The 21,210-nt window shown below is 34.8% G+C and carries 21 protein-coding genes, 1 pseudogene and 1 riboswitch; of the genes and pseudogenes, 10 read left to right on the forward strand and 12 right to left on the reverse strand.

Translation table 11 applies throughout. The annotated features are described in order from the left end of the window. Window positions 1-2 precede the first annotated feature (2 nt). On the forward strand, window positions 3-1,613 hold the full coding sequence (locus MKY70_RS01080) for a peptide ABC transporter substrate-binding protein (protein WP_341022637.1): 1,611 nt from the start codon (window positions 3-5) through the stop codon (window positions 1,611-1,613). Window positions 1,614-1,642: 29 nt separating this feature from the next. Here MKY70_RS01080 and MKY70_RS01085 read toward each other — a convergent pair whose 3' ends face one another. The 8 genes from MKY70_RS01085 to modA form a co-directional block, all read right to left on the reverse strand. Continuing rightward, a complete protein-coding gene (locus MKY70_RS01085; RefSeq protein ID WP_341022640.1) occupies window positions 1,643-2,110 on the reverse strand; it encodes a YusW family protein in 468 nt (155 codons plus the stop codon). A 474-nt stretch (window positions 2,111-2,584) separates the two neighbouring features. After that, a complete protein-coding gene (locus MKY70_RS01095; RefSeq protein WP_088034738.1) occupies window positions 2,585-4,225 on the reverse strand; it encodes a peptide ABC transporter substrate-binding protein in 1,641 nt (546 codons plus the stop codon). 505 nt (window positions 4,226-4,730) lie between these two features. Next, complete coding sequence (locus tag MKY70_RS01100) at window positions 4,731-6,371, reverse strand: peptide ABC transporter substrate-binding protein (RefSeq protein ID WP_002009939.1); 1,641 nt, start codon at window positions 6,369-6,371, stop codon at window positions 4,731-4,733. A gap of 135 nt (window positions 6,372-6,506) precedes the next feature. Continuing rightward, window positions 6,507-6,611: riboswitch (SAM riboswitch) on the reverse strand. A 154-nt stretch (window positions 6,612-6,765) separates the two neighbouring features. Then, entirely contained in the window at window positions 6,766-7,599 is an 834-nt protein-coding gene (locus MKY70_RS01105; protein ID WP_002063472.1) for an aldo/keto reductase, read from the reverse strand. Window position 7,600: 1 nt separating this feature from the next. Beyond that, window positions 7,601-8,404, reverse strand: coding sequence for a pyrroline-5-carboxylate reductase (gene proC, locus MKY70_RS01110; protein WP_088034740.1), 804 nt, complete (start codon window positions 8,402-8,404; stop codon window positions 7,601-7,603). 250 nt (window positions 8,405-8,654) lie between these two features. After that, the gene (locus MKY70_RS01115) at window positions 8,655-9,506 is read right to left on the reverse strand and encodes a GRP family sugar transporter (RefSeq protein ID WP_002140141.1); all 852 of its coding nucleotides are present in this window, start codon (window positions 9,504-9,506) and stop codon (window positions 8,655-8,657) included. 297 nt (window positions 9,507-9,803) lie between these two features. Next, window positions 9,804-10,478, reverse strand: coding sequence for a molybdate ABC transporter permease subunit (modB, locus tag MKY70_RS01120; protein ID WP_341022646.1), 675 nt, complete (start codon window positions 10,476-10,478; stop codon window positions 9,804-9,806). Between the two features lie 5 nt (window positions 10,479-10,483). Beyond that, window positions 10,484-11,281: a molybdate ABC transporter substrate-binding protein gene (modA, locus tag MKY70_RS01125; protein ID WP_341022648.1), complete on the reverse strand. Its 798-nt coding sequence runs from the start codon at window positions 11,279-11,281 to the stop codon at window positions 10,484-10,486. 131 nt (window positions 11,282-11,412) lie between these two features. Between modA and MKY70_RS01130 the strand changes: the two genes are divergently transcribed. After that, entirely contained in the window at window positions 11,413-12,360 is a 948-nt protein-coding gene (locus tag MKY70_RS01130) for a substrate-binding domain-containing protein (RefSeq protein ID WP_002009921.1), read from the forward strand. Window positions 12,361-12,425: 65 nt separating this feature from the next. Here MKY70_RS01130 and MKY70_RS01135 read toward each other — a convergent pair. Together MKY70_RS01135 and MKY70_RS01140 are read right to left on the reverse strand one after the other, a co-directional pair. Beyond that, window positions 12,426-12,506: pseudogene (locus MKY70_RS01135) on the reverse strand (DUF3948 family protein); the annotation flags it as partial. 427 nt (window positions 12,507-12,933) lie between these two features. Beyond that, a complete protein-coding gene (locus MKY70_RS01140; RefSeq protein WP_002063480.1) occupies window positions 12,934-13,800 on the reverse strand; it encodes a LysR family transcriptional regulator in 867 nt (288 codons plus the stop codon). Between the two features lie 127 nt (window positions 13,801-13,927). Between MKY70_RS01140 and MKY70_RS01145 the strand changes: the two genes are divergently transcribed. Together MKY70_RS01145 and MKY70_RS01150 are read left to right on the forward strand one after the other, a co-directional pair. After that, window positions 13,928-14,896 carry a DMT family transporter gene (locus MKY70_RS01145; RefSeq protein WP_088034742.1) on the forward strand — a complete coding sequence of 323 codons (969 nt, stop codon included), beginning with the start codon at window positions 13,928-13,930 and terminating at the stop codon, window positions 14,894-14,896. A gap of 21 nt (window positions 14,897-14,917) precedes the next feature. Then, window positions 14,918-15,058 carry a YrzO family protein gene (locus tag MKY70_RS01150; RefSeq protein WP_002063481.1) on the forward strand — a complete coding sequence of 47 codons (141 nt, stop codon included), beginning with the start codon at window positions 14,918-14,920 and terminating at the stop codon, window positions 15,056-15,058. Window positions 15,059-15,127: 69 nt separating this feature from the next. On the opposite strand, the gene MKY70_RS01155 is transcribed toward MKY70_RS01150, so the two are convergent. Further along, the gene (locus MKY70_RS01155) at window positions 15,128-15,223 is read right to left on the reverse strand and encodes a DUF3948 family protein (RefSeq protein WP_002124767.1); all 96 of its coding nucleotides are present in this window, start codon (window positions 15,221-15,223) and stop codon (window positions 15,128-15,130) included. Between the two features lie 336 nt (window positions 15,224-15,559). On the opposite strand from MKY70_RS01155, the gene MKY70_RS01160 reads away from it, so the two are divergent. After that, window positions 15,560-16,165, forward strand: a complete 606-nt coding sequence (locus MKY70_RS01160) for a lysophospholipid acyltransferase family protein (protein WP_341022654.1) — start codon at window positions 15,560-15,562, stop codon at window positions 16,163-16,165. 71 nt (window positions 16,166-16,236) lie between these two features. On the opposite strand, the gene MKY70_RS01165 is transcribed toward MKY70_RS01160, so the two are convergent. Next, window positions 16,237-16,329 (reverse strand): DUF3948 family protein, encoded by a 93-nt coding sequence (locus tag MKY70_RS01165; protein WP_012260201.1) that lies wholly within the window; start codon window positions 16,327-16,329, stop codon window positions 16,237-16,239. A gap of 305 nt (window positions 16,330-16,634) precedes the next feature. On the opposite strand from MKY70_RS01165, the gene MKY70_RS01170 reads away from it, so the two are divergent. The 5 genes from MKY70_RS01170 to MKY70_RS01190 all read left to right on the forward strand — a co-directional run bounded on the left by MKY70_RS01170 (window position 16,635) and on the right by MKY70_RS01190 (window position 21,179). Continuing rightward, window positions 16,635-17,612 (forward strand): LacI family DNA-binding transcriptional regulator, encoded by a 978-nt coding sequence (locus MKY70_RS01170; protein WP_002009913.1) that lies wholly within the window; start codon window positions 16,635-16,637, stop codon window positions 17,610-17,612. A gap of 160 nt (window positions 17,613-17,772) precedes the next feature. Further along, window positions 17,773-18,102: a PH domain-containing protein gene (locus MKY70_RS01175; RefSeq protein ID WP_341022657.1), complete on the forward strand. Its 330-nt coding sequence runs from the start codon at window positions 17,773-17,775 to the stop codon at window positions 18,100-18,102. Window positions 18,103-18,219: 117 nt separating this feature from the next. After that, window positions 18,220-19,056 carry a YitT family protein gene (locus MKY70_RS01180; protein WP_002009911.1) on the forward strand — a complete coding sequence of 279 codons (837 nt, stop codon included), beginning with the start codon at window positions 18,220-18,222 and terminating at the stop codon, window positions 19,054-19,056. 249 nt (window positions 19,057-19,305) lie between these two features. Next, window positions 19,306-19,662: a YxeA family protein gene (locus MKY70_RS01185; protein WP_088034744.1), complete on the forward strand. Its 357-nt coding sequence runs from the start codon at window positions 19,306-19,308 to the stop codon at window positions 19,660-19,662. 746 nt (window positions 19,663-20,408) lie between these two features. Beyond that, a complete protein-coding gene (locus MKY70_RS01190; RefSeq protein ID WP_088034746.1) occupies window positions 20,409-21,179 on the forward strand; it encodes a TatD family hydrolase in 771 nt (256 codons plus the stop codon). The last annotated feature ends 31 nt before the right edge of the window (window positions 21,180-21,210 follow it).

The raw sequence follows: 21,210 nt of genomic DNA on the forward strand, positions 1-21,210 counted from the left end.
GGATGAAGAAGTTTTTACTGTTTGTCATTATGACTGTTTTAGCGATCACTTCTGTTGCTTGCGGTAAGAAAGAGACGCAAAAGGCGAGTGCTGGTAAGGGAGACGGGGATCGATTAGTAACGAATATTAGCAGTGATCCGTATACGCTTGATTCTGCCATTGCGACAGATAGCACGTCAGGTTACATAATTGGACAGTTGTTTTCAAGTTTATATACGCAAGATAGTGATGGGAAATATCAAAATGAATTGGCAGAGAAAGAAGAAGTAAATGCGGATGGAACTGAATATACAATTCATTTAAAGAAAGATATTAAATGGTCAGATGGCTCTTCAATTACAGCAAATGATTTTGAGTTCGCATGGAAGCGATTATTAAACCCGAAAACAGGTTCTATGAATGCGACAGAAATGTATTTTATTAAAGGAGCAGAGGCATATAATACTGGAAAAGGTGAAGAAGGACAAGTTGGTATTCAAGTCGTTGATCCTCAAACATTAAAGGTAACACTTGAGCACCCAGTTGCTTCTATTAAACAAAAATTAGCAAGTTCATTATTTATTCCATTATCTAAAAAATCAATTGATGATAATAATAAATTAAAAACAGATCCAAAAGAGTTAATTACGAACGGACCATTCACGTTAAAAGAATGGAAGCATAACCAAGCTATTACAGTACAAAAAAATAAAGAATACTATGATAAAAAGGTAACATTAAAAGAAATTGAGTTTCGTATTATTCCAGATTCTAAAACAGCGTACCAATTGTACAAGTCAAAAGAATTAGATTTGCTAAGTAGCTTACCACAAGAGATGATTGAAAAAGAAAAAGGAAACAAAGAATATAAGCGTGTTGCAGGATTCTCATCTTATATTTATTCGTTTAACGTAGAAAAAGAGCCATTTACAAATGCGAAAGTACGTAAAGCATTTTCATTAGCGGTTGATCGTAAGTTTATCGTTGAAAAACTGTATAAAAATAATGCACAAGAAGCATATGCATTCGTTCCGGAAGGAGCAAAAACACAAAGTGGTCGTGATTTCCGTAAAGAAAAAGGTGATTACGTAAAATTCGATCCAGCAGAAGCGAAAAAATTATTAGAAGAGGGTATGAAAGAGCAAGGTTGGTCTACATTACCTGAAGTAACATTAAAATTCACTACAGATACACAACATAAAAAAGTAGCAGAAGCAATGCAAGAAATGTTTAAGAAAAATCTTGGTGTAGATATTAAATTAGAAAATAAAGAGTGGAAGAGTTACATCGACACATATAAGCAAAGTGATTTCCAATTAGCTTATATGGGATGGGGCGGTTCTCTATTAGACCCAATTACTAAACTAGATTTATATGCAGGTGATGGTCCAAACAACTATGCAAAATGGCATAATAAAGAATTTGACGCTTTAGTAAAAGAAGCAGAAGTTGAACAAAATGAAGATAAACGTTTTGACTTATTGCATAAAGCAGAAGATATTATGTTTGATGATACACCATTAATCCCAATTATTTTCCCAAGCTCTTCGTATTTACAAAAATCATCAGTATCTGGCGTCCAATTCATTATCGGTTCTAGTCCAGAATTAAGATATGTAAAAATTAAAAAATAAAATAAAGAAGTAGGCAACCGCCTACTTCTTTATTTTATTTCTCTTTTATATTCTTTTTTCGTTCCATCAGAGAAGACAACTTCTAAATCGAACTTTTGGTAGTCTTTATCAAGTTTGAACACGTTTACTACTTGATCAATTACTTCTTGGTCAGGAGTATCTTTATTAAATTTTAGCTCTTGTAGAAGAGGGCTTAATTTCGTAATAGCCTCGTCACCTGTGAACTTTACATCTGTTTTATGGTCTTCAATTTTTGCTTCCATTTTCTTATCTGCTGCTACATTTTTATAATCAGCTTCGTAGTCTTTCTTCGTATCTTGATAGTCTGCCTTTAAATCGAATTCATTAAAGTTTAGTTTTAAATCTGCAGGAGCCTCATTTTTTGCTTCTTCAGTCGTTTTCTTATTAGAAGTTGTATCTTCTTTTGCAGGAGCTTTACATCCTGTTAATGCAGGTACTAGCATAAGAGCTAATAAAATTGATAGTAAAATTCTCATTATAAATTCCTCCTTATGTAACTTCTTTCTATACAAGTTTTTCCTAATTTTATGTAATTATGTATAAACCTAATAAATTATTTCCTTAAGGGGGACACACATGCTTATTAATTAAATTGAAAGTAATTTGTATGTATATGGAGATTTTAAAAAAATATCTTTGCGCTTTCTAATCATTAACACAAATAAGCATCGCTGTATTTGGAAATGTAGTGATGCTTTCTAAAACATAGTAAACAATCGGTGGATTATTTCCCACAACATATGCAGCGAATGGCTATTACACAATAATAGTTGGTGGAGTTAATTTAGCGGAAAATATTATTTCATTATTACTTATTATACTAGTTACACAATTGGTAGCGGGAATCACTATAGGTATAAAAGGGATAGTAAAGAGGAGAAGTTCTGTAGTTAAAGAAGCATAAAGTAAAAAAGGTATCCTTCGTGGGATACCTTTTTTACTAGCGTTTATTATTTTGCAACTTCTGTCCACTTGTAGTTAAACTCACCGCCGAAGTCTGTTGTTACAAGTCCTTTAATAAATCCGCGTTGTAGGTAAGAACGACCTTGTTGGTATAAAGGAGCGACAGCACCGTCGTTTAATAAGATTTTTTCAGCTTGCTTCATTGCTTCCCAGCGACCTTTTTCATCACCAGCTAAATCAGTTTTTACTTTACGAATAAGCTCGTCGTACTCTTTGTTAGAGTATTTATCGAAGTTATAAGCACTATCTGTTGTGAATAGATCTAAGAATGTAATAGGGTCCGCGAAGTCAGGACCCCAGCCATCGATTCCGATTTCGTAATCACCACTTAATAGTAGTTTTAACTGTTGCTTACGTGGTTGAGGCTTTAAGTTCACTGTTAATCCATCTAGATTCTTTTCTAATTCACCTTTTAAATATTCACCAGTTTTCTTAGCTAAAGCATTATCACTTGTTAATAGTTCAATTGTTACTTTGTCAGTACCAAGTTCTTGTTTCGCTTTTTTCCAGTTTTCTTTTGCAGATTTCACATCATCTTTGACTAGATTTCCATTCTCTTTACGGAAGTCATTACCGTCTGGACTTTTTGCGAATTTCGCAGGAACCATTCCTTCTGCTGGGATTGCACCGTTATTTAAAATTGTTTCTACGTACGCTTTTTTATTCATTGCTTCGTTAATAGCGAGGCGTGCATGTTGATTTTTTAATACTGCATTTTTCTGATTTAGTCGTAAGAATTGGATACCGACTTCAGCGCGTTCCTTGAAGTTGGAATCGTTCTTATACTTATCAACAAACTCCGCAGTTAAAGCAACACGATCAATTTGTCCTGAATCATATAAGTTAACTTCTGTAGATTTATCTTTAACGACATTGAAGTTGATTTCTTCTAGTTTTACAGTTTTAGCATCCCAATAGTTAGGGTTCTTCTTCAATTGGAAGCTTTGTTCATGTTTCCAGTTATCTAATGTGAAAGCACCATTGTAAATTAAATGATTTGTTTCTAAACCGTATTTATCGCCTTGAGATTTTAAATACTCTTCATTGATTGGTAAGAATGTTGCAAATGTCGTTAAGCTTAAGAAGTAGGGAACAGGGCGGTCCAGTTGTACTTCTAAAGTTTTATCGTCAAGAGCTTTAACGCCTAATTGATCGATTGCTACTTCTTTTTGGTTTATTTGTTTTGCATTCTGTATATCGAAGAATAAGAATGCATATTCAGCTGCTGTTTCAGGGTTTACGGCACGTTGCCAAGCAAAGACAAAGTCTTTTGCTGTAACAGGAGTACCGTTTGACCATTTTGAATCACGAAGATGGAAAGTATACTTTGTTTTATCCGGACTAATGTCAACCGATTCAGCAACACCAGGGATCGGTTTATTATCTTCTCCTATTGCATATAAACCTTCAAAAACATTTCGCATTACGTTCATGGATTCCCCGTCCGTTGCTTTTGCAACATCCATTGTTGGAATTTCTGAAGCAAATGATAAGTTAATCGCTTGTTTATCAGGTGCTTTATCGTTCGCTTTCGCTCCGCCTGCATTATCTTTATTTCCCCCGCAAGCAGTTAGTAGTAGACTTGCCCCTAAAACAGATGCAACAACAGGTACAACTTTTTTCTTCATTGTTCTTTCCTCCCTAAATGTGTTGTTCGTAACGTCATAATGTCCATGTCTTGAAGTGTAGCTATAGAAGGAGAGAAAACCTATTATAAATATGTGCATATAGGTAATCAGGTATTCTATATGTATATACATGTTGAACTATAATCTATCGTTATATGTTTCAACCTAGTAGACATTACATTTTGATGGTGAAATATTTTGTTTCTTTGATTATTTAGAATATTAACACTGGAAAGAACTATATGTCAATAATAAAAAGTGGAGTGTTAATTTCTTGGAATAATATATTGAAAAAGCAGATTTCCTCATATTAGGGAATCTGCTTTTAATATATTTTGCTAAAAAAACAATGGGTGTGGGTGGGAACACAATGATCTAAGTTGCATTTTATCCCGCATTAACGGGCAGTAAGATTCTCACCTCAAAATTCAGTGAAAGCAAAGAAGTTAGGGGGGATCAACTGCCCGTAAAAGCCCGATTGGTGAGGGCTGATTAAAGTTTCACTTTATTTTTCAATTTTTGCCCATTTGAAGTTTAATTGACCTGCAAAGTCTACTTGCACAATGCCTTTCACATAAGAACGCTCTAAATAAGATTCTCCTTTTTGGTAAAGAGGAGCGATAACAGAGTCCTTAAATAAGATTTTTTCTGATGCTAGTAACGCTTCCCAGCGAGCTTTTTCATCACCAGCCAAAGTAGTTTTAACTTTTTCAATTGTGTCATCAAACTCTTTATTAGAGTAATGATCTAAATTGTAAGGGTTATTCGTCGTAAATAGTTCAAGGAATGTAATTGGATCAGCAAAGTCAGGGCTCCAACCGTCAATTCCAATCTCGTAGTCACCTTTTAATAAGAGTGAAACTTGTTGTTTACGTGGTTGCGGTTTTATATTTACCGTTAAGCCATCTAAATTCTTTTCTAGTTGTCCTTTTAGGAACTCACCAGTTTTCTTCTCAAGGTCACCATCACTTGTTAATAATTCTAATGTTATCTTTTCAGAACCAAGTTCTTTTTTTGCTTTCTTCCATAATTCTTGTGCAGATGTTGTATCAACTTTTGTTAAATCGCCGTTTGCAGTACGGAAGTCTTTTCCATCAGGCCCTTTTGCGAAGTTTTTCGGCACGAGACTAAAGGTTGGTGTAGAGCCATCATTTAATAACGTATTTACAAAAGATTTTCGATCAATTGTTTGATCGATTGCTTGGCGTGCAGAAACGTTTTGAAGTACTTTGTTTTGCTGATTCATACGTAAAAACTGTACCCCTACGTTCGGACGTTCTTTAAAGTTAGCATCCTTTTTATATTTATCAACAAAGTCAGATGTTAGTTTTATACGGTCTAATTGTTTGGATTCGAATAAATTTACTTCTGTTGATTTCTCTTTCACAACGTTGAAATTGATTTCTTCGAGTTTGACATTATCTTTATCCCAATAGGTAGGGTTTTTCTTAAATTTAAAGCTTTGTTCATGCTTCCAATCGCTTAGTGTAAAAGCTCCGTTGTACAAGATTTTGTTATCTTCTAAAGCGTACTTATCACCTTGTGCTTTAAAGAATTCCTCGTTGATTGGTAGAAATGTTGGGAACGCCGTTAAGCTAATAAAATACGGAACAGGGCGCTCTAATTCTACTTCAAACGTATGGTCATCAACTGCTTTTATACCAAGTTGATCGGATGGGAGTTCTTTGCTATTAATTTTTTTAGCGTTTTTAATATCCAGGAATAAAAAAGCATATTCAGAAGCTGTTGCTGGATCAACAGCTCTTTGCCAAGCGAAGACAAAATCTTTCGCTGTTACAGGTGTGCCGTTCGACCATTTTGAATCTCGTAAATGGAATGTGTATTTCGTTTTATCAGCACTTACTTCATGAGATTTCGCAACGCCAGGAACAGGTTTATTACCTTCACCAAGATTGTATAAACCTTCAAATACGTTTCTCATTACTTGACCAGAATCAGTATCTGTAGCACGAGCCGTATCCATTGTTCGAATCTCAGTAGGTGAAGATAAGTTTAAAACTTGCTTACTAGGTGCCTCATCTTTTGCATTTGCTCCGCTCGCTTCGTTTTTATAACTACCGCAACCAGATAATAAAATACTTACTCCTACAACTGATGCAATACCGGGTACAAACTTCTTTTTCATTTGATTTTCCTCCTAAATAGTTAATAAGATTGGATGATGATGAGGGAAATGAAAAACAAAAAATCCCTCTTTTCGTATTGAGAAAGAGGGATTTTTACGTACAAGTTATGCACCCGTATATAAACGAAGTCCCTCATTCTATCTTTCAAGCACAAAGCTTGCAGGAAGTGGCACAGTATTCAAAATGAACCTGCTGCCGAGGTTTCAAAGGGCCAGTCCCTCCACCTCTCTTGATATAATGAGTAAACAAATAAATTTTATTAATTTTTGTGTTTCTTTGATAATTCAAAATCTTACACCTTAGATAATGAAGTGTCAATCAAATGGAATATAGTTTAAATTTTCAGTTTTATTAAAAATAAAAAAACCACTGCATATGGCAGTGGTTTCCCTACTAGAAGTTAAAGTTATCTGGATCTGGACCAACGCGATGATTTTCATTTAAAGCTTGAATTGCTTTCATATCATCCGAGCTTAATTCAAAGTCAAAGATGTTTGCATTTTCAATAATGCGGTGTTCTTTAATAGACTTAGGGATTGTTACAACTTCATTTTGTAGATCCCAACGTAAAATAACTTGTGCAGTCGATTTATTATATTTCGTAGCGATTTCTTGTAATGTTGGGTGATTAAGTAGCTGCCCCTGCATTAATGGTGACCAAGCTTCAAGCTGGATGTTATGTTCTTTACAGAAGGCATGTAATTCTTCTTGTGCTAAACGTGGGTGGTATTCCACTTGGTTAACCATTGGTTTAATTTCTGCAATTTCAAATACGTCTTGCAAATGGTGAATATGGAAATTACTCACACCGATAGCACGAACACGACCATCTTTATAAAGCTGCTCTAAAGCTTTCCATGATTCAGTGTATTTTCCTTTTACAGGCCAATGTACTAAATATAGATCTAAATATTCTAGACCTAATTTTTCTAATGTAGTTTCAAATGCTTGTAGTGTTGACTCGTAACCTTGATCACTATTCCACACTTTTGAAGTGATGAATAACTCTTCACGAGGAATACCAGATTCTTGAATTGCCTGTCCAACGCCTTCTTCGTTTTTATATATCGCAGCAGTATCGATACTACGGTATCCATTTTTTATAGCTGCTTTTACAGAATCAATTACTTCTGTACCATCTTCAACTTTAAAAACACCCAAGCCAAACCAAGGCATTTTCACGCCGTTATGTAATGTTGTATAGTCGTTTAAACTTGTTAAAGTCATATTAATTCCCCCTAGCTTTTTTATTGGTCGCTTCAACTGCTTGTTGAATGACTTCTGAAAAATTATTTTCATATAGAACTTTTAAGCCTTCAGCCGTTGAACCTCCTGGTGTTGTTACTTGTTCACGGAGCATAGCTGGATTCTGATTTTGCTGGAGCATAGCGGCAGAGCCAGCAATCATTTGAATGACAAGGTGTTTTGCTGTTTCCTCATCAATACCATAGCTTTTCGTTGCTTCAATTAAACCTTCAGCAAAGTGATAGAGAAAAGCGGGTGCACTACCAGTAACTGCGGTAAGTTGGTGAACTTCCTCTTCGGTACAAAACTGTGAGGTACCGATACCTTTTAAAAGAAGTTGTAACGTTTCTTGATGTGTTTCATCTACAGAATGTCCCGTCGTATATAAGGAGATAGACTTGCCAATCCCAGCAGCTGTATTTGGCATAATCCAAGCAACAGGTGTCCCTTGGGGAAGTCTTTCTTCTAGATAAGATGGTCCGATTCCGGCAGCAACTGTCACGACAAATTGATTAGTTAGAAGAGGGGATAGATCCGCTAATAGCTGTTCATGTGCGACAGGCGGCATTGCTAAAACGATTGTATCTACAGATTTAATATGCTGTTTCCAATCTGTTGTAATCGATAGATCATATTGAGTTTGTAATTGCGTTAGTTTTTCTATGTTACTTCGGTTGGAAACAATAATTTCTTCGATGTATTCTTTACTTGTTGTAAGTAGTCCAGCAAATATAGCTTCTGCCATACGACCGGCACCAATAAATAAAATTCGATGTTTATTAGGCATATCCTTTATTCCTTTCTGATGAGAATATGTTATAAAAAACGATACCATTTTTAAGAGAATTTTGTAAAAAGAAACGGCTTATCGTAAGTGGAATAGGTAAGGGGGGACGTTTTGTGTATCGATGGCTTGCTAGAATGGAAGAGGAATTATAAAAAACAAGATCGTATAAATAATTATATTTAGAAAATAATTGTAATCAGAAACCCCCTGAAGCACATATGCTTCAGGGGGTTGTTAATAGATTATAAGTTTATGCTTTTGTCATACCAAGTAATACAGCGCCGCCGATAATTAAAACACTACCTAGTGCAATAAAGATCAATTGACGTTTTGTTTTCTTTTCACCTAAGAAGACAATCGCACCGAATGTTGAGATAACGATTCCAGTTTGAGATAATGGGAAGCTTGTCGCTACTCCGACACGTGGTAATGAAAGAAGTAAGAATAAGTTTCCTGTTCCCCATAGTAAACCAGATACAGCATTACGAATTGCATATTTGTTAAATGGTTTATGTTTAGACGTCAGTACAACCGCACCAACGAACATACCAACTGCCTGTGGTAAAATAGCAGACCAACCATCGATATTATACCAACGAATAATAATTACATATACAAGATAGCCGAAAGTAGAAACAATTAAAGTAAGAAGTCCCTTTTTCAATTGTCCTGGTGGCTGTGCATTTTCTTTATCATCTAGTGATGTGAATACTACACCAATTACGATTAATAGGATTGCAATCGTTCCCAGAACAATCGTTGTAGTAGTAGTCCACTCACGAAAAGCGATAACTCCAAAGATAGAAGTTGCAACAAGTTGCATACCAGTAGAAATAGTTACAGTAGTTGAAACACCTAGTTTTTCAACTGTTTTTAATTGGTTTACTTGTCCTAAAGCCCAGAATAAACCTGAAATAAAGCCAACAATCAAGACTGTCATTGTTAAAGTTGGTTGAGTAAATACATACATAGTTGTTGCGAAGAATAGAGCACCGATTGTCATACCTACCGTTTGGCTATATGCACCACCGCCCATTTTTACGCTTACTAATAAGATGTTTCCCCATGCGATTGCAGGAAGAAGCGCTAATAAAATGTCCATTACAAGACTCCCTTCGGTTTTCTATACCAATATAATTACATATCGTTCTAACGATCGGTAATGCCCCACTAATAGAGTAGAAGATTACCGATCGCTAAAACAGGATGAAGAATTTACGATATAAATGCGTTTTCATTTCTTCATTTTTTGAAACACTTTCATATAATAACAGGAAATTACCTATTTTAGAAAGTGAATTCAAATAAAATGTATATTTAAATAAGAGAAAAAATTCAGTTATTAATCAAATCATTTTATTTTCTGGGAAATAAAAAGCAACTTTTGTCGAAAGTTGCTTTAAGAAGTAGTAATTCTTCTATTAATGAGTTGAATGCATAGTAAGAATAGAAGGGACATACTAATCGTTATGATTACAAGCGTCCAAGCTAGTTGCATATTACTCGCATCAATAGCCATATAAATCGCCGTTGGAATCGTCTGAGTTTTGCCAGGTATATTTCCTGCAAACATTAAAGTTGCACCAAATTCACCGAGTGCGCGAACAAAGCTTAAAATCATACCGCTAAGTAGTGCGGGGAATGCAAGCGGGAGTGTAACATGTAGAAAAACTTGATATTCACTTGCACCAAGATCGCGCGCGCCATCTTCAATTTGTACATTTGCGATAGAAAATCCTGTTTTTGCTGATTGGTACATGAGCGGAAATGCAACGACTGTAGAAGCAATGATAGCAGCAGTAGATGTAAACATAATGGACTGCTGAAATAATGATTCAATCCACTTTCCAATGGGACTGTTATTTCCAAAAATGATAATTAGAAAAAAGCCGATAACAGTTGGTGGAAGCACCATTGGTAATAAGAAAATAGTTTCTAGTAGTACTTTATATCGCCACGAGGAGCGCACTAATGCTCGTCCAATAATCGTTCCTAAGATCGTAACGATTATTGTGGCGCACGCAGCTACTCGCAAGGATAGAAAGACAGGTGACAAAATTGCATCAAAGCTCATAGCGATTATGGCAGGATTGTAAATCCATATTTCTTAAAGATAGATTGTGAATCTTTTGATTGTAAATACTCATAGAATGAAGTCGCCTCTTTCTTATGCTTAGATTCCTTTATAACACCTAAAGGATAGTGGATTGGCTCATGAGAATTAGCTGCTACCGCTTCTACAATTTTTACCTTGTCTGAAACGAGAGCGTCTGTTTTATATACAATACCAGCATCAACATTACCTGTTTCTACATATGTTAACACTTGGCGAACATCTTTTGTAAATACGATTTTATTTTGAACGTCATTCCAAAGATTTTCATATGTGAGAGAAGCTTTTGCATATTTTCCTGCAGGTACAGATTCGGGTGTACCAAGTGCGATTTTCTTGATTTTCTCATCCTTTAAATCTTGAAGTTTTGTAAGAGCACTATCTTTTGGAACGACTAGAACTAGTTCATTTCCAAGAAGGTTTTTCCCTTCTTTTTCATTAATAAATCCTTTTTTAACAAGAGTTTGGAATTTATCCTCTGCTGCAGAGAAGAATAAATCAGCAGGTGCACCTTGCTCAATTTGTTGTTGAAGTGCACCAGAAGCACCGAAGTTAAAAGAAAGTTGAATAGTTGGTTCTTTCTCTTTATATTGCTTTTCAATTTCTTTTAATGCATCTTGTAAACTTGCAGCAGCTGATATAGTCAGCTCCACTGATTCTCCCTCTTTAGCAGCTGACTTTTCTTCACTTGAACAAGCTACACTGAATATAAGAAGAAAAGAAAGTATAAGTACCCCAATGGATCGTAAAGTAAATTTGTTCATAAAAAATCTCCCTTCGTTTACTAAATTAATTATAACTAATTATAACTAATTATAACTAGTTATAATTGAATATAATTTGAACGATATAGTTGTTTTTAAAAACTAGGAGAAATATTCTTTTCTTTGTTACAATGAAGGAAGAAAGTGAGGAATCGTCTATGGATCATCATTCCTACACAACGGAAGAAGTAGCAAAGCAATTAAAAGTATCAAAATTAACTGTATACGACCTAATTAAAAAAGGAGAACTTCCTTCTTATAGGGTTGGTAGACAAATGCGCATTGATGCAGCTGATTTAGAACAATATATAAAGCAAATGAAAACAGGGAAGGTACAATTTACTCCTGTAAAGAAAGACGAAATTAGTAGTTCGAATACACGCATCATTAGTGGTCAAGAACTAACGTTAGATATGTTGGCAAAGCATATAGAAAATCGATTGCCAAATTCTAATATATTGAGAGCGTATCAAGGTAGTTTAACGAGTTTAGTGAAGATGTACCAAGGAGAAGGAAGCGTCGTTAGTTTACACTTATTTGATGGTGAAACGGGTACATATAATGTTCCTTACGTAAAACGTATTTTGGTTGGACAACCATATATTATGATGAATTTATTAGCAAGAAATGTTGGGTTTTATGTGCAAAAAGGGAACCCACAAAATATAAAAACATGGGCTGATTTAGCTCAGTCATCTATACGATTTGTAAATCGAGAAAAAGGTTCTGGTATTAGGGTGCTAGTGGATGAGCAATTGCGAATTCAAAAATTAAGTAAAGAAGATATTAACGGGTATGAATGGGAAGAATCGAATCACCTTGGCGTTGCCTCGCAAGTCGCGAATGGAAAAGCTGATGTTGGGGTAGGATCAGAAAAGTTTTCCCAAATTGTGAACGTAGACTTTATTCCAATAATGAAAGAACAGTATGATTTAGTACTTCTGAAGAATAAAGAAAATGAGGAACTTATTGAGGTTATAAAAGAGGTTTTGCAATCTGAAGAGTTTCACAATGAATTAAAAGCAATTGGTGGATATGATATAAGCAAAACAGGCCAAATTATATATGAAACAAACTAAAAGGCTGCTTGTCTATAAGACGAGCAGCCTTTTCTATATATAAAGGGATTGGGGGAAACAAAGTGTTAAATAAGACTTTGAGCAAGTGCATAAATGAATGCAGTAAGAAGAGTAGCTCCACTTGCAAGTCCGATAAAGTGAAACTTTAATCAGTGAGGGCGGGGTATCCCTCGCTGATTATTAGCCCTCACCAATCGGGCTTTTACGGGCAGTTGATCCCAAACCTAACTTCTTTGATTTCGCTGAATTTTGAAGTGGGAGTCTTACTGCCCGTTAATGCGGGATAAAGTCTGATTTTTTGAAGGTAATGTTGTTCATCATAATCTCTCCTTATTTGTTTAATGTAGTTGCAACTGCTTTAGCATCGACAAGTGCGGATAGCACCATGCCCATTGTATTGAAAAATTTGTTTGATTTCATTTTGTTCATCATGCGTATCCGCTCCTTTTCGAATTGTTGTTGCCCTGCTTTCTGTCTTAATTATATGAAATATGGCCGCCTGCAACTATCGAATTAGCTTACGGGAGGATTACACTTTTGTAAGAAAAAAAGACATTCATGTAAGAATGTCTTTTAAAGCATATTGATATGATGGTGCTCTTTAATTGTTTTTAAAAAGCTGCGCATCGAATTGGTCATGTAACTATCTTTACGGCGTATGAAAACAGTTGAAATACTGCCGTATTTCTCCGGAATTGGATGGCAGTGGACTTTACCTGCTGTAGAAAGGTGCTGCACCGCAGACTGGGGGACGAGTGTAATCCCAAGACCGAGCGCTACGCTATTTAATATAGTTTCTAATATGTTAAATTCCATAATTCTTTTTGGTAGCAAACCTTCATCTTTAAGCCATCGTTCAAGCTTGGAACGGTATCCACATCCTTGATTAAAAACGAGTAGGGGCGTCGTAGTAAATTCTTCTATATGAAAAGCTTTATTTTGTGTAACAAGCATTAATTTCTCAGTACTAACATCGTATTGTTCAATTAGTGGATGTTTAATAGGACCTGATATAAAGGCGCCATCTAATTGATGATCAAGTACTTCTCTAATAAGTTCTTCCGTTAGACCGGCTTGTAATGATAAATCGACATTTGGATAGCTTTTATAGTAAGAAGACAAGATGGTAGGTAATGTACTGACTGTTTCGACTGTACCAATTTTTAATATGCCAGATGGTGTTTCGCTATCTAAAAACACTTGTTTTAGCTCTTCAACATCTTGCAAAATTTTATGAACGTAAACGAGCATTTTTCTTCCTTCAGCTGTTAAAGTCATGCCTCGCTTATGACGGTAAAAGAGAGGTGTTTTCAGCTCGTTTTCTAATTGTTTAATACGTGCGGTTACATTTGATTGTACATAATTTAATTCCTTTGCTGCGCCGCTTACACTACCGCGGTCGGCAACGCTCTGGAAGATTTGTAAGTCTCGTAATTCCATTTTATGCTCCTCCTTGATGTTAACTATCATTATAAATGATGGTTAACATCATTTTGAATCATTTTACGTGATATATTTTTTCTTTTACAATTCTCTTTGTGCAAATAGAAAGAAGCGGGGGATTGTGGTGAGAAAAGGTCAAATGATAATAGGTGCTTTGGCATGTTTAATTGCAAGTATGTCATGGGGAGCGATGTTTCCGGTTGCTGATCATGCTCTAGAATACATAGATCCATTTTATTTTTCGTTTATTCGTTATGGGGCGGTAGCAATTGTATTGATTGTATTATTGCTAATGAAAGAAGGAAAGAAGGCATTTCGCTTAGAAGGAAGAGGGAAGTTACTCGTCTTTTTTGGAACAATGGCTTTTACCGTATATAATGTATTAATTTTTCTAGGACAAATGTTAATGGGAAAATCAGGTGTAATGGTAGCTTCTATTATGGAGGCGCTTATGCCAATGATTTCAATTTTTATTTTATGGGGATATAAAAATATAAAGCCGAAGAAATATATGATAACGAGCATGATTATCGCGTTTGTAGGGGCTATATTTGTTATTACGAAAGGTGATATGAGTTTCTTTTTAACATTGAAAGATAACATGTTTTCGCTAGCATTTATATTTGTTGGTGTTGTAGGATGGGTGATTTATACGATGGGTGGTCAAACGTGTAGCGATTGGTCAACATTACGCTATTCTACTTTGACATGTGTATTGGGTACAACTGTCACAGGGATTATAACTGTGGTCATTACAGTGCTTGGATATGTATCTGTTCCAAGTATGGAAACGATTTCTATTGTGAAGTATGATTTGTTATTTATGATGACATTACCAGGTATTGTAGCGCTACTTGCTTGGAACTACGGTGTGAAAATCTTATCATCCATTAATGGTATTTTATTTATTAACTTTGTGCCAATTACTACTTTAGTTATTATGATGATGCAAGGATATAAAATAACGACATTTGATGTATTAGGAACATTATTTGTTATTGCAGCGCTTATTCGTAATAATGTTTGTCAGAGAAAAGAAGAAAATATAAATAAACAAATTTTGCAAGAAAAGCAATTGCGTCAAGCTGTTTAATAGGCAACTGGAGGATTTTATATGTTAGAAAGTTTATTGTTTTTCTTTGCTGCTGGAGTTGCCTGCGAGCTTGCAGCAATTAATCGAAACGGTCGTAAAAATATAAAACAACAAGCTGAACTGATACAGCTTTTAAAAGACTTGAAGGAAAGAAAAAATTAAAAAGACGACCGGGCATAGACGGTCGTCTTTTTAATTATTATTTATATAAAGGGGAAAGGGGACACAAAGTTATATAAGCGTAGCAGCGTAAATGAAAGCAGTAAGAAGAATCGAGCCGCTAGCTAGTCCTAAAAAATCTAATTTATTAAAAGTCATGTTATTCATTATAAATTCTCCTTACTTGTTTAATGTAGAAGCAACAGCTTTTGCATCGATAAGAGCGGAGAATACCATGCACATTGTATTTAAGAAATTGTTCGTTTTCATTTTGTTCATCATATAGATCCGCTCCTTTTCAAATGGTTGTTGTTACTTTCTGACTTAATTGTATAAGATAGTGGAGGGAGCCACTATCGAATTAGCTTACAAGAAAATTACACTTTTGTAAGAATTGAAATTTAACAATAAATACTTATTTTTATTACCAACTCCTAAAACTTAGTGTTATAATCGTTGTAAGAAAATAATTATACTTCGGATATTCAGAAAGGAACGAAACAAATGTATAAACCAATTACATTTTCGTTGAAATATATATTTAAAATGGCTGGGAAGGTAGAAGTACAAGGGAGAGAGAACTTACCGGAAGATGGCCCTTACGTTGTTGCGTGTACACATACAAGTTTTATGGATGTTTTAATGTTAGCGGCAGGAATGTACCCAACCCAAATTCATTACATGGCAAAAAAAGAATTGTTTGAAGGGAAATTTAAAAATTGGTTTTTTAAAAATGTAAATGCATTCCCTGTAGACCGTGCGAATCCAGGGCCAAGCACATTAAAAATTCCATCACGTTTATTAAAAGAAGGAAAAGTAGTAGGGATTTTCCCGAGTGGGACGAGGTCATCAGAAGACGTTTCACTAAAAGCTGGGGCTGTTACGATTGCAATGCGTTCTAACGTTCCGTTAATACCGGCAGCTTATGTTGGTCCATCAAGTATAAAAGAATTGATAAAAGGAAAAAAAGCGCGATTAGTTTTTGGAGACCCAATTCAAATCGATGCTGAAGAACAAATAGATCGAAAAACGGCTATGAAAATGATGACAGATGAATTAAATGCAAAGTTTGAAGAACTAAAGGAAGTTTTGCAGCCAAATCAAAAATAAGAAAAGACGATCGTGCATAGACGGTCGTCTTTTCTATTATTATTTATATAAAGGGGAAAGGGGACACGAAGTTATAGTGTAGCAGCGTAAATGAAAGCAGTAAGAAGAACCGTGCCGCTAGCTAGTCCTAAAAAATCTAATTTATTAAAAGTGATGTTGTTCATAATGCATTCTCCTTACTTGTTTAATGTAGAAGCAACAGCTTTTGCATCGATAAGAGCGGAAAATACGAAGCTCATTGTATTTAAGAAATTGTTCGTTTTCATTTTGTTCATCATATAGATCCGCTCCTTTTCAAATGGTTGTTGCCCTGTTTCTGACTTAATTATATGAAATGTTGCGGAGAGTCACTATCGAATTAGCTTACAGGAAAATTACACTTTTGTAAGAAAAACGAATGAAAGTGTCATGATGAGAAGATTTGACATATGTTCATGTGATTCATTAAGTTAAAAGTAGAGGTGAGTGTATGGCTAATATTAAAGATATTGCAAAGATGGCTGGGGTTTCAGTTACGACTGTTTCGAGGGTATTAAATGATCATCCATATGTAAGTGAAGAAAAAAGGAAAGTTGTTTTAGAAATAGTTGAGAAATTGAATTACTCGCAAAATGCAAATGCTGTTCATTTATCAAAAGGGAAGACGAATATTGTTGGCGTGATTTTACCTTATATTAATCATCCGTCTTTTGATGCGATGGTGGGTGGAATGATGGAAGTTGCGTTAGCTCACAACTATCGAGTGCTTCTTTGTCAAACGAACTACAATAAAAAAGAAGAAATGAAAAGTTTACATATGTTGAAAACAAAGCAACTAGACGGTCTTATCATTTGTTCTCGTGCCAATGAGTGGGAAACTATAGAGCCTTATGCAGCGTATGGGGCGGTTATTGCTTGTGAGGATAATGATATTGAAAGCATATCGAGTGTATATACAGATCATTTTAATGCCTTTCAATTAGGGATGAGTTACCTTATTGAAAAAGGTTATAAGAAGATTGGATATTGTACGGGAAGAAAGTTAGGGCCAAGTAGTAAGAAACGTTTTGATGCTTATAAACAACAGCTACAATTAATAGATGAAGAAGTGATGGAAGATCGGATTTTCACAGAATGCTTTACGTTAGAAGATGGTGTAAGAGTTGCACATCAATTCAAGGAGATGGAGAATCCCCCTGAAGCATTAATAGTGGCAGGAGATGAAGTTGCTATTGGGATCATGACAGAAGTTGAAAAATTAGGTATTGAAGTTCCTGAGGATTTAGCGATTATTGGTTTTGATAATCAACCGATTTCTCAAGTTTTACAACTGACAACCATTGACCAAAATTTAAAGGGAATAGGTAAGACGGCTTTTGAAATGTTTTATAGGCAAGTAAGTGATGAGAGTTCTAAACAAGAAAAGATGGAAATTCCGTATAAACTTGTGGAACGCTCTACGGTTTAGTGTTAATCCGTTATGTGTATAATCACATAACGGATTATTTTTTGAAATGTCTTTGACAGGAAACGCGTTTCATACTTTATAAAAGAGTTACACCGGTCTGTAATAATCCATGGATTCTTTTCAAGTGTTAAAACAATGAATAGAATTTGGAGGGATATGCATGAATGAACTTTTATTAAGTATGAAAAAATATGTAGAGGATGACGAAAAGATTTTAGCGTTTGTCGTAGGGATATTTGAAAAGGATGAATTTACTTTATGTTATCAACATGGGATTTTTGTTGCCACTACTAGACGTCTTCTGTTTTACGGGAAATTTTCGTACTATCCTGCGATATTTGAAGAGTATTCATATTTGCATATAGATGACATAGATTTCCGTCCATATTTCGAATGTACTTGTAATCGTGAAACCATTAGAGCTAAGTATATTCAGAGTGGGAATGTGGAGCGCTTTGTCCGTACAGTTAGAGCGAATATGAATAATTAATCACCCCTTTGTTTAAACATAATATCTTGGTCTTTGTGAGGAAAAATGCGGAATAAAAACAACTTCTAAACCTCTAGGAGATAGTGATACAATGTCAAATGGGGGGAGGTATGAACTATGGTTAATCAACGTATAAAGGAAATAACACTAATTACAATTGGTTCATTATTATTCGCAATTGGTATTAATTACTTTGCAATTCCAAACCGTTTATCAGAGGGTGGAATTATTGGTTTAACGGTTGTTACGTACTATTTATTTGATTGGTCACCAGGAATTGTGAATTTTGGTTTGAATGCAATTTTATTAGCTGTAGGTTATAAATTTTTTGATAAGAAAACGATGGTTTACACAATTATAGGTATTGTGGAAACCTCTTTGTTTTTATATGTTACAGAACATATCGAATATCAAGTAAATAGTGATACGTTACTAGCAGCTTTATTTGCTGGTGTATTTGTAGGTATCGGATTAGGCTGTATGTTCAAAGCTGGAGGTACATCAGGAGGATCGGCAATTTTAGCTCGACTAGCAAATCAATATTTAGGTTGGAGCGTTGGTAAAGGCGTACTTATTATTGATATCGTTGTAATTGCGGGTTCTGTATTTATAATAGGACAAGAAAAGGCAATGTATACACTTGTAGCTGTATTTGTCGGAGCGAAAGTAATTGATTTCATCGTGGAAGGTATGGATACAAAAACAGCTGTTACAATCATTTCAAATCAACCGGATTTAATACGTGAAACTATTACGAAAAACATGACACGCGGTGTCACTGTATTAGAAGGACGCGGCGGATATACTGGTAAAAATAAAGAAGTTTTATATATCGTTATTAATAAACAAGAGCTTGTTAAGTTAAAGCAAGTTATTAGTAGAGTTGATGAAGATGCCTTCGTTGTCATTCACGATGTGCGTGATGTACTTGGCGGTGGCTTTAAAGCAAGCTAAAAGATGAACGAGAAAATTCGTTCATCTTTTTTTATCCCGCATTAACGGGCAGTAGAACTCCCACCTCAAAATTCAGCTGGAGCAAAGAAGTTAGGTGGGAGATCAACTGCCCGTAAACCCCCACTGATTAAAGTTTCACTTTATTCTTACAAAAATGTAAGGGTAATGTAATGGGATTGAATGGTAGATTAAATTCCTGCTCTTTAGAATGGATGTATAAGTATCCTGCAGAGGAGGAAGATCAGTATTATGAAGAAAAAAATAATTACTACTGTAATAGCTATGGTAGTGATAGTAGTAGTATTACTACCTACGAAACTTGGACCAGTTATTGATAAATATAATCCGCTTTATACGACGAAAGAATACTATACAATTGTGGATGCGATTGGTCAGCATGTCGGTGATGAATGGTATGAATATGAATTTATTGCATTTGATGAACGTGGAAGAGAACAAAAAATAAAGAAGACTGTTAAGCATATGTTAAAGAGAGATGAAGCATTAAAGGTGTACGCAAAAGGACGCTACGGCGAGGCAATTGAAGAAATTGAAGCTGTAAATATTCCTATTAATGCGAAGAGTAAACTTTTAACGATTAGATAGCGAATTATACCCCCGCCTATTTTTTGTCGAAAATAAAAATACTAGGTAGGGGTATTTTAGGTTCGTGAAAAAGCCTTAGTCCATATGGACTAAGGCTTTTCTTATTATATAAAGGGGAAGGGGGTACATTGTAGTAGCATGAGTGAAAGGTATAAGAAGAGTCGGCTACTAGCAATGTAATTTGGTTATGTGAGTGTTCTTCTTATTTGGCTTACTTTCTAACTTTATTGTACGAAATATAGGTAAGGGAAACTATCGAATTACATTACACATAGCTTACAAACATGTAAGCCTTCTGTAATGTAATTCGATGGTTAAAATATAGTAAATTTCATATAGTGTAACTAGAAAGTCTCACTGTATCACTTTCTGTTTGTAATGTTAATGAAGAATGAAAAACCAACTAATTTTTAATAGCCCTCATCTCTATTTAGATGAGGCTCTTTTTCAAACCTTACAACATTGTAAGGTTTACGTAAGTTAATTCGATAGTAATTTTGTCATATTTTTTGCATAATAGATACAAATAGATAAAAAATAATTAGGGATATATTAAGAAGGGAGAAAACGGGGATGCGTAAAGAAGAAGTAGTGAAGTTTCCAATTAAAGATTTTTGTAGCTACTTTACTGTTGCCATAGTATGTATTGGATTATTTGATATAATAACAAATTTAATTGTTAACTAATATAGATGATAAAACAAGAAGGGGGACCCTTTCTTGTTTTTTTTTATGGGGGCATAAAGATGAAATGGATTGATAGCCATATACATGTTGATCAATATGAGAATGAAGAGAAAAGTAGATTAATTACAGATGTGGAAAGCAGTAAAGAGATACAAGGGCTTATTGCAGTATCTATGAATTATCAATCATGTCTAGAAACTTTATCTTTAGCAAAGCGATATCCTTTTGTACATCCAGCAATAGGTTTTCATCCGGAGCAGCCCATTTATAAAGAGGAATGTGAGCAAATTTATAAATTAATTGAAGATCATGTAGAGGAAATCGTTGCGATTGGTGAAGTGGGCTTGCCATATTATTTAAGGAAAGAAGATGAAAATATTGCTATTGATCCATACATAGCGGTGTTAAAAAAGTTTGTGGAACTAGCTAGTAAATACGATTTGCCAATTATATTGCATGCGGTTTATGAAGATACTGACACTGTATGTGGTTTACTTGAAGAATATAAAGTTTCGCGTGCACACTTTCATTGGTTTAAAGGAAGTGAAGAGACAATGAAACGGATGATGAGGAACGGTTATTATATTTCTATCACACCGGATGTTTTACATAAGGAGAAAATTAGAAAAATAGTTTCGTATTATCCGCTTGAATATATGATGGTAGAAACAGATGGGCCGTGGGAATTTCAGAAGGATACGATGACACATCCTTATATGATAAAAGATGTATTACAAGAAATTAGTATAATAAAAAAAATATCAGTAGAGAAAGTTACTGAGCAAATATATGCGAATACGGTGCGATTTTATAAAGTTAGTGAGTCATAAAAAAACACCAAGCATCTCGCTTGGTGTTTTT

The organism is Bacillus sp. FSL R9-9492 (genome assembly GCF_038007365.1).
Classification (GTDB): Bacteria; Bacillota; Bacilli; order Bacillales; family Bacillaceae_G; genus Bacillus_A; species Bacillus_A mycoides.

Excerpts from the sequence above, each read along its gene's own strand:
- MKY70_RS01115 (WP_002140141.1), bottom strand. The coding sequence starts at position 9,506 with ATGGACATTTTATTAGCGCTTCTTCCTGCAATCGCATGGGGAAACATC.
- modA (WP_341022648.1), bottom strand. The coding sequence starts at position 11,281 with ATGAACAAATTTACTTTACGATCCATTGGGGTACTTATACTTTCTTTT.
- MKY70_RS01095 (WP_088034738.1), bottom strand. The coding sequence starts at position 4,225 with ATGAAGAAAAAAGTTGTACCTGTTGTTGCATCTGTTTTAGGGGCAAGT.
- MKY70_RS01165 (WP_012260201.1), bottom strand. The coding sequence starts at position 16,329 with ATGAACAACATCACTTTTAATAAATTAGATTTTTTAGGACTAGCTAGC.
- MKY70_RS01170 (WP_002009913.1), top strand. The coding sequence starts at position 16,635 with ATGGCTAATATTAAAGATATTGCAAAGATGGCTGGGGTTTCAGTTACG.
- MKY70_RS01140 (WP_002063480.1), bottom strand. The coding sequence starts at position 13,800 with ATGGAATTACGAGACTTACAAATCTTCCAGAGCGTTGCCGACCGCGGT.
- MKY70_RS01190 (WP_088034746.1), top strand. The coding sequence starts at position 20,409 with ATGAAATGGATTGATAGCCATATACATGTTGATCAATATGAGAATGAA.
- MKY70_RS01180 (WP_002009911.1), top strand. The coding sequence starts at position 18,220 with ATGGTTAATCAACGTATAAAGGAAATAACACTAATTACAATTGGTTCA.
- MKY70_RS01160 (WP_341022654.1), top strand. The coding sequence starts at position 15,560 with ATGTATAAACCAATTACATTTTCGTTGAAATATATATTTAAAATGGCT.
- proC (WP_088034740.1), bottom strand. The coding sequence starts at position 8,404 with ATGCCTAATAAACATCGAATTTTATTTATTGGTGCCGGTCGTATGGCA.
- MKY70_RS01100 (WP_002009939.1), bottom strand. The coding sequence starts at position 6,371 with ATGAAAAAGAAGTTTGTACCCGGTATTGCATCAGTTGTAGGAGTAAGT.
- modB (WP_341022646.1), bottom strand. The coding sequence starts at position 10,478 with ATGAGCTTTGATGCAATTTTGTCACCTGTCTTTCTATCCTTGCGAGTA.
- MKY70_RS01185 (WP_088034744.1), top strand. The coding sequence starts at position 19,306 with ATGAAGAAAAAAATAATTACTACTGTAATAGCTATGGTAGTGATAGTA.
- MKY70_RS01105 (WP_002063472.1), bottom strand. The coding sequence starts at position 7,599 with ATGACTTTAACAAGTTTAAACGACTATACAACATTACATAACGGCGTG.
- MKY70_RS01080 (WP_341022637.1), top strand. The coding sequence starts at position 3 with ATGAAGAAGTTTTTACTGTTTGTCATTATGACTGTTTTAGCGATCACT.
- MKY70_RS01175 (WP_341022657.1), top strand. The coding sequence starts at position 17,773 with ATGAATGAACTTTTATTAAGTATGAAAAAATATGTAGAGGATGACGAA.
- MKY70_RS01085 (WP_341022640.1), bottom strand. The coding sequence starts at position 2,110 with ATGAGAATTTTACTATCAATTTTATTAGCTCTTATGCTAGTACCTGCA.
- MKY70_RS01155 (WP_002124767.1), bottom strand. The coding sequence starts at position 15,223 with ATGAATAACATGACTTTTAATAAATTAGATTTTTTAGGACTAGCTAGC.
- MKY70_RS01150 (WP_002063481.1), top strand. The coding sequence starts at position 14,918 with ATGTTAGAAAGTTTATTGTTTTTCTTTGCTGCTGGAGTTGCCTGCGAG.
- MKY70_RS01130 (WP_002009921.1), top strand. The coding sequence starts at position 11,413 with ATGAAGGAAGAAAGTGAGGAATCGTCTATGGATCATCATTCCTACACA.